Raw genomic sequence first — 6,786 nt, forward strand, 5'->3', positions numbered from 1 at the left:
GCGCAGCGACCACCGGACAGCCGTCGCCGTGCTCAGCGACGGCGCAGGACGACCACTGCGACGTCGTCCTGGATCTTGGCCGGGGCCAGTTCCACCAGCAGGCGGGCACAGAAGTCGTCCAGGTTCTCGTCCACGGTGGTGGCGACCGCCGCGAGCGCGGCCAGCCCCTCGTCGATCGTGGCGTCCCGGCGCTCGATCAGCCCGTCGGTGTAGAACACCAGGGTGGCGCCGGCCGGCAGGACGAACTCCAGGTCGGCAGGTCGGGGCGCGCGGACGCCGAGCAGCGGCGCCGAGTGCTGCACGAACTCGACCGTGCCGTTCTGGTTGAGCAGCGGCGGCAGGTGACCGGCGCTGGCCAGCCGGACCCGCCCGCTCGGCGGGTGCAGCAGCAGGACGCAGAGCGTGGCCAGTTCGTTCGGCAGCAGGGTGCGCATCAGCTCGTTGACCCGGTGCAGGATCTCGCCGGGCTGGTGCCCCTCGACGGCGTACGCCCGCACCGCGTGCCGCAGCTCGGCCATCACGGTGGCCGCGTGCAGCGAGTGGCCGGCCACGTCGCCGATCGCCAGCAGGAGGTGCCCGTCGAGCATCACCAGCTCGTAGAAGTCGCCACCCACCTCGGTCTGCGCGCTGGCGGGCTCGTAGCGCACCGCGAAATCGAGTCCGGTCACCGTGGGCAGGCTGCGCGGGAGCAGGCTGCGCTGGAGGGTGACGGCGATGCGGTGCTCCTCGTCGAAGGAGCGCTGGGCCTCGACCGCCGCGGCCACGGCCTGGGCGAGCTGCACGAGGACCGGCGTTCGGGCGGTCTGGGTGGCGGTGGGGACCACCACGTACAGCGGTGCCCGGTCCTCCCGCAGTCGAGCGGCGGCCACCGTCACCGAATCGTCCGCCGGCCAGGTGAGCAACCCCCAGTTCGCCGGAGACTCCACCCGGACCGTGGCGCCGGTGGGCACCCCGGTGTCGTCGACGACCCACGGCACGATGGCGGCCTCGGCGCCGGGGCCGGCGCAGATGCCGGCGATGCAGTCACCGTCGAACGTCTCGGCGATGACGGCGGCGGGGCTCTTGAAGATCTGCGCGGCGCCCTCCGCCGCGACCTCGAGCAGCCGTGCGAAGGTCGACGCGGCGTGCACCGCCACTGTCGTGTCGGCGAGGCCCAGCAGCCGCTCGGCGAGCAGTTCGGCACGCTGGCGGGCCCGGTAGTAGCGCAGGACCGCCCGGGTGGTGGCGATCAGCTCCTCGGGCTCGATCGGCTCGGCCAGGTACGCGTCCGCTCCCCGGGTCAACCCCTGGGCGCGGTCGGCGACATCGACAGCGTGCGCGGAGACGTGGATCACCGGCATCGCAGGCTGGTTCGCCTTGATCCGCTCGCACACCTCGTAGCCGCTCAGGTCGGGCAGCCGGACGTCGAGCACCACCAGGTCGATCCGCTCCGTCTCGACCCGGGCGAGCGCCTCGGTGCCGCTCTCCGCTTCGAGGACCGTGTACCCCGCCCGGGTCAGCCAACTGACCAGCAGGTAACGCTTGGTACGACTGTCATCGACCACCAGGACTGTCGCCGGGCCGCCGTCCACGTCACGCTCCGCCGGTGGGCAGGGAGACGGTGAACGTGCTGCCCCGGCCGGGCTCGCTGGACAGCTCCAACGTGCCCCCGAGCAGGGTCACCAGCCGCCGGGCGTACGGCAGGCCGAGGCCGGTGCCGCCGACCCGGGTCGCCCCCGGCACCTGGTAGAACTCCTCGAAGATCCGATCGTGCAGCTCGGGCGCGATGCCCGGCCCGGTGTCACTGACCTCGAAGTTCCACCTGTCGTCGCGGTGCCAGGCGCGCAGCCGCACCTCGCCGCGCGCGGTGAACTTCAACCCGTTGTGCAGCAGGTTGCGCAGCACCTGGCCGAGCAGCACCTCGTCGGTGCGGAGCACGGCCGGCGCGGTCGGCTCCTCCACGGTGAGCTCCACACCCGGCCGGGTGGCCAGCGCCCGCATGGTGCCGCGCAGTTGGCCGAAGACCGGGCGCAGATCCACGTCCGCCCAGTCCGGCTCGATCCGGCCCGACTCGGCCTTGGCGAGATCCAGCAGTTCGTTGACCAGCCCGAGCAGGTCCTCCGCCGACGAGCGGATGAGGCCCACCTGGCGGGCCTGTTCGGCGGTCAGCGGGTCGGAGGAGGAGTCGGCGAGCAGACGCCCCAACCCGATGATCGCGGTGACCGGGGCGCGCAGCTCGTGGCTCACGTTGGCCAGAAAGCGGCTCTTCGACTCGCTCGCGGCGCGCAGTTGGGCCGATTTCTCGTCCAGCTCGGCGTAGAGAGCGACCACGCCCCGGTTGGTCTCCTCCAGCTCCTCGGTGAGCTGGTTGTAGAGCGCCAGCACACCCCGGTTGGTCTCGGCCAGCTCCTCGTTCAGCACGGCCAGCTCGTCGCGCTGGCTGCGTACCTCGTCGAGTGCCGCGATGAGCTGGCCGTTCTGCACGGTCAGCTCGTCCAGCGCGCTGGCCGGGGCGGTGCGGCCCAGCTCCGCACGGAACTCGGCCAGCCGCTCCGGAGTCGGCGTCGGCGCGTTGGCCGGGACTCTTCGGGACATCCGTACGACCGTAACCCCCTCGGCGGTCGACACGCTGAGTGAGTCGACCAGGCGGGACACCGCACCCGACTGCGGCTCGTACCGGCCGTCGGGCAGCGGGGTCACCGGGGCCAGGTCGGCGCGGAGGTGGAGCCTGCCGTCGGGTCCCGCGTCGATGTGGAACGCGACGTCCGCGCCGCCTGTCGTCCGCAGCAGGTCCCGGGCGACCTCGCTGAGCGCGGTGGCGATCCGGACCTGGTCCTGGTGTTCGAGGCCCACCACGTTGGCCACCTCGCGGCCCCGCTGGCGGATGACGAAGATGTCCTGCTCGACCCGCAGCGCCATCTGCAGCAGCGGCGGCGCGGCCGGCTCCGCGCTCATGTCCACGACCTCGCGACCAGAACGCAGGCGTCGTCGCGTCGCACGCCGGCGTCGCGCAGCAGGGTCGCCGCCATCACCAGCGGTGATCGTTCGGCGAGACCCGGGTAGTCGGTCAACCGCCAGCGGTCGACCACGCCGTCGCTGTGCATCACCAGCCGGGCGCCGGGGCTGAACGGGTAGTCGTAGCCCCGGACCGTCGGCCGCTGGTGCCCGGCGATGCCGGGCAGCGACACCAGCCCTCGGCGCTTGCCGTCGCCGTCGACGATCACGCCGCTGATGTTGCCCAGGCCGGCGTAGTGCAGCACGTCGGCCGCCAGTTCGGCGACCGCGAGCGCGGCGCCGCGGGTGTGCGACATGCTCCGGTGCAGGTGGCTGACCACCGCCGCCGGCGGGCTGGCCGGGGCGTCGCGGAAGGCCGCGAGCGCCGCCTCGGTGGCGGCGGCGGCCAGCGGGCCGTGCCCCAGCCCGTCGCTGACGAGGACCTGGTGGCGGCCGTCGGCGAGGCGGACGGCGTACCCGTCGCCGCTGACCGTCTCGCCGGTAATGGGCCGGGTGAGGGCGCCGGCCCAGGAGGGTTGGGCCGGTTCGGCCGGCCAGACCTGCACGGCGAGGACGGTGCCCTGACCGGGCACGGAGTACCCGTCGAACCAGCTCGCCTGCCGCACGATGGCGCCCAGGCCGATGCCGAGCGTGCCGGTGGTGGAGTGCCCGTCGCGGGACGAGACGGCGAGGTCGGCCATGCCGGGCCCGGAGTCGATCGCCACCAGCTCCACGCCGGCCTGCCCGGCGCGGCGGACCGGCCGGAGCAGCAGGACACCGTTGTCGGCGTGCTTGACGAGGTTGCTGGTCAACTCGGCGGCGACGATGGCCAGGTCGGCGATGCGCGCCGCACCCATCTCGATCTGCTCGCCGAGGCGTTCCGCTGCGCGTCGTACGGCGCTGGCGGTGCTGCCGGCCTCCACCCGGAACCAGATGCCGCTGTCGGTGACCGGGTCCCCGTTCACCGCGACCACTTGGTCACCGTGATGCGCGTGCCGGTCTCCGCCGACGTGTCGATCTCGAACTCGTCGACCAGTCGGCGGGACCCACTGAGCCCGAGGCCGAGGCCACCGCCGGTGGTGTAGCCGTCGGTCAGGGCCAGGTCGAGGTCGGCGATGCCGGGGCCGGAGTCGGCGAAGACGATCCGGACGCCCTTGCGACGACCGTTCTCCACCGTCGTCACCTCGACGGTGCCGCCGCCGCCGTACACCAGGGTGTTGCGGGCCAGCTCGCTCGCCGCGGTGACCACCTTCGTCTGGTCGACGAGGGACAGCTTGACGGCGACCGCCACCGTGCGGACCAGTTGCCGGACGCGGACGACGTCCTCATCGCTGCGGACCGCCTGTGCCTGCGGCTGGCCCAGGTCGACGCCCGTGGTCACGGCGTGGCCGTCTCGGCGTCCGGATCGTCGTCGAGCTGGTGGTCGAGCTCGTCGGCGCGGGCCGCCGCGATCAGCTCCATGCCGCGCTCGACGTTCAGCGCGGTACGGATGCCGTTCAGTGACAGCCCCAGTTCGACAAGGGTGATGGCGACGGCGGGTCGCATGCCGACCACCACCGTCTCCGCGTCGAGGACCTTGGAGATCGACGCGATGGTGGAGAGCATCCGCCCGACGAACGAGTCGACGATGTCCAGCGCGGTGATGTCGATGATGACGCCGTGGCAGCCGGTGGCCACGATCCGCTCGGCGAGGTCCTCCTGGAGCTGGACCGCCGTCTGGTCGGACATGTCGAGCTGGATGGAGACGAGCAGGATGTCACCGATCTTGAGGATCGGTACGCGTTCCATCAGACGTCCCGGCGTGGTTGGCGACGGGCGGTCTCCACCCCGTTGAGCCGCAGCACGTGCCGCAGCGCGTCGGCCAGGCTCGCCTTGGTCGCGATGTCACCGAACTCGATGCCGAGCGCCACGATCGTCTGCGCGATCTGCGGACGGATGCCGGAGATGATGCAGTCGGCGCCCATCAGCCGGGCGGCCACCACGGTCTTCAGGATGTGCTGGGCGACCTGGGTGTCCACGGCGGGGACGCCGGTGATGTCGATGATCGCGTACGGGGAGCCGGTGTCGACCAGGGTCTGCAGCAGCCGCTCCATGACCACCTGGGCGCGGGCCGAGTCCAGCGTGCCGACCAGCGGGACGGCGACCACACCCTCCCAGAGCTTGACCACCGGGGTGGAGAGTTCGAGCAGCTGCTCGGCCTGGTCGGCGATCAGGCTCTCGCGGGTGCGGACGAAGCTCTCGAAGGTGAACAGGCCCAGCTCGTCGACCAGCTTGGAGAAGGCGACGTAGTCGTGCAGCGCGTCGGCGGTGGCGGACCCCTGCACCAGGTCGGCCAGCACGTCCTTGAGCGCGAAGATGCTGATCGTCGTCTCGGTGGCGGAGAAGCCCTGTCGGGCCCTGCCCCGGGACAGCTCGGAGAGCGCGGCGCGCAGTTCTGCGGCGTGCTCGGCGGACAGGTCGATCGCGCCCTGCTCACCCGCGCCGACGATGGCACGGTGCAGGTCCTCGACCTGCCGGCGCAGCTCGGCGTGACTCAGCCGGCCCCGCAGCGAGCTCGCGACGATGTCGGTCCACCGCTGCGTGACCTGCTCGGCATGCCCACCCAGCAGCGCGGCGAGCCGACCACTTTCCTCGGCGTTCAACGCCATCGTGAAACCCCCCTCGACCTGGACCGGCCGGACTCTATCACCGGGGTCTGGGCAACTACTTGCTCCGTAGCAATGGAATGATGATGGCCACCGGGTGCCGGCTCCCGTTCTTCGTCGGATCGCGTTCGTGGGATACCGTTCCCCCGATAACAGGAGGTCTGGCGAATGTCCCTGACGGTGCATACGGAACAACGCGGCGACGTGGTCGTCGTGTCGGTCGCGGGCGAGCTGGACATGGCAACCGCACCGCAGTTGCAGGATCAGATCACCGACCTGCTCGACAAGGGCCGTAACCGGCTGGTGTTCGACCTGGCGGACGTCTCGTTCTGCGACTCGACCGGTCTGTCGGTGTTCGTTCGTGCCAAGAACAGCTGTGACGAGGCCGGCGGTGTGGTGCGGTTGGCCGCTCCGCAGCGCGGGGTGCTGCGCATCCTCGAGGTGAGCGGGCTCGTCGAGGTGCTGCACACCTACCCGACGGTTGATGAGGCCGTCGCCGGCGAACCCACCCCGGCGTCCTCCTGATCGCTGTTGCGACCTACTCGTCCTCGACGTAGCGGGGACGGGCGATCGCCATGCCCGCCGTCGTCTGCACGGCGAGTGCGGCCAGCAGGAATCCGATTGGCGCCGTCCAGCCGCCGGTGACCTGGTAGAGGATGCCGACCATCAGCGGGCCGAGGGCGGCGATCACGTAGCCGGTGCTCTGCGCGAACGCGGAGAGCGCGACGGTTCCCTCGGCGGTGCGCGCCCGCAGGCCGATCGTGGTGAGGATCATCGGGAACGCGCCCTGGCCGATCGCCAGCAGGGCCACCCAGAGCAGTGCGGCGCCGTGCGGGGCCAGCGCCAGCCCCAGGTAGGCCAGCGTCGAGGCGGCCGTCAGGCCGAGCACCAGCGGACGCAGGGTGGCGAGCCGGCCGGCGAGGGTGGGCATCAGCAGCGCGATCGGCACGCCGAGCGCGGTCACCCCGGCGAGCAGCAGCCCGGCCGACTCCGGCCGGTAGCCGGCATCGCGGAAGAGTTGGGCCAGCCAGCCCATGATCGCGTACCCGCTGAGTGACTGCGCCCCGAAGTAGACCGCCATGGCCCAGCCCAGCCGGGTCCGCGCCGGGCGGACCCGCGTCGGCGCGGCGACGGCCGCCGTCGGCGTCGCGCGCCGCGCGCCCGCCCG

General features: G+C 72.1%; 7 protein-coding genes and 1 pseudogene. 1 reads left to right on the forward strand and 7 read right to left on the reverse strand.

Annotated features, from left to right (window positions below; translation table 11 throughout):
• Positions 1 to 32 precede the first annotated feature (32 nt).
• Genes B0E54_RS22325 through B0E54_RS22350 form a run of 6 tightly spaced genes read right to left on the reverse strand, consistent with a single transcriptional unit; the run spans position 33 to position 5,621 of the window.
• Positions 33 to 1,571: a SpoIIE family protein phosphatase gene (locus B0E54_RS22325; RefSeq protein ID WP_234587802.1), complete on the reverse strand. Its 1,539-nt coding sequence runs from the start codon at positions 1,569 to 1,571 to the stop codon at positions 33 to 35.
• A 1-nt stretch (position 1,572) separates the two neighbouring features.
• On the reverse strand, positions 1,573 to 2,934 hold the full coding sequence (locus tag B0E54_RS22330; RefSeq protein ID WP_234587803.1) for a sensor histidine kinase: 1,362 nt from the start codon (positions 2,932 to 2,934) through the stop codon (positions 1,573 to 1,575).
• A complete protein-coding gene (locus B0E54_RS22335) occupies positions 2,931 to 3,938 on the reverse strand; it encodes a SpoIIE family protein phosphatase (RefSeq protein ID WP_374109300.1) in 1,008 nt (335 codons plus the stop codon). Before B0E54_RS22335 ends, B0E54_RS22330 begins: the two co-directional genes overlap by 4 nt.
• The gene (locus B0E54_RS22340) at positions 3,935 to 4,354 is read right to left on the reverse strand and encodes an ATP-binding protein (protein ID WP_234587805.1); all 420 of its coding nucleotides are present in this window, start codon (positions 4,352 to 4,354) and stop codon (positions 3,935 to 3,937) included. The genes B0E54_RS22335 and B0E54_RS22340 overlap by 4 nt, the downstream gene beginning before the upstream one ends.
• Entirely contained in the window at positions 4,351 to 4,761 is a 411-nt protein-coding gene (locus tag B0E54_RS22345; RefSeq protein ID WP_234587807.1) for an STAS domain-containing protein, read from the reverse strand. The genes B0E54_RS22340 and B0E54_RS22345 overlap by 4 nt, the downstream gene beginning before the upstream one ends.
• On the reverse strand, positions 4,761 to 5,621 hold the full coding sequence (locus B0E54_RS22350) for an STAS domain-containing protein (protein WP_234587808.1): 861 nt from the start codon (positions 5,619 to 5,621) through the stop codon (positions 4,761 to 4,763). The genes B0E54_RS22345 and B0E54_RS22350 overlap by 1 nt, the downstream gene beginning before the upstream one ends.
• A 165-nt stretch (positions 5,622 to 5,786) precedes the next feature.
• Between B0E54_RS22350 and B0E54_RS22355 the strand changes: the two genes are divergently transcribed.
• Positions 5,787 to 6,143, forward strand: coding sequence for an STAS domain-containing protein (locus B0E54_RS22355; protein ID WP_007454464.1), 357 nt, complete (start codon positions 5,787 to 5,789; stop codon positions 6,141 to 6,143).
• Positions 6,144 to 6,156: 13 nt separating this feature from the next.
• On the opposite strand, the pseudogene B0E54_RS22360 reads toward B0E54_RS22355, so the two are convergent.
• Positions 6,157 to 6,786: pseudogene (locus tag B0E54_RS22360) on the reverse strand (MFS transporter); the annotation flags it as partial.

Source organism: Micromonospora sp. MH99 (assembly GCF_021442385.1).
GTDB lineage: Bacteria > Actinomycetota > Actinomycetes > Mycobacteriales > Micromonosporaceae > Micromonospora.

Excerpts from the sequence above, each read along its gene's own strand:
- B0E54_RS22355 (WP_007454464.1), top strand. The coding sequence starts at position 5,787 with ATGTCCCTGACGGTGCATACGGAACAACGCGGCGACGTGGTCGTCGTG.
- B0E54_RS22330 (WP_234587803.1), bottom strand. The coding sequence starts at position 2,934 with ATGAGCGCGGAGCCGGCCGCGCCGCCGCTGCTGCAGATGGCGCTGCGG.
- B0E54_RS22345 (WP_234587807.1), bottom strand. The coding sequence starts at position 4,761 with ATGGAACGCGTACCGATCCTCAAGATCGGTGACATCCTGCTCGTCTCC.
- B0E54_RS22350 (WP_234587808.1), bottom strand. The coding sequence starts at position 5,621 with ATGGCGTTGAACGCCGAGGAAAGTGGTCGGCTCGCCGCGCTGCTGGGT.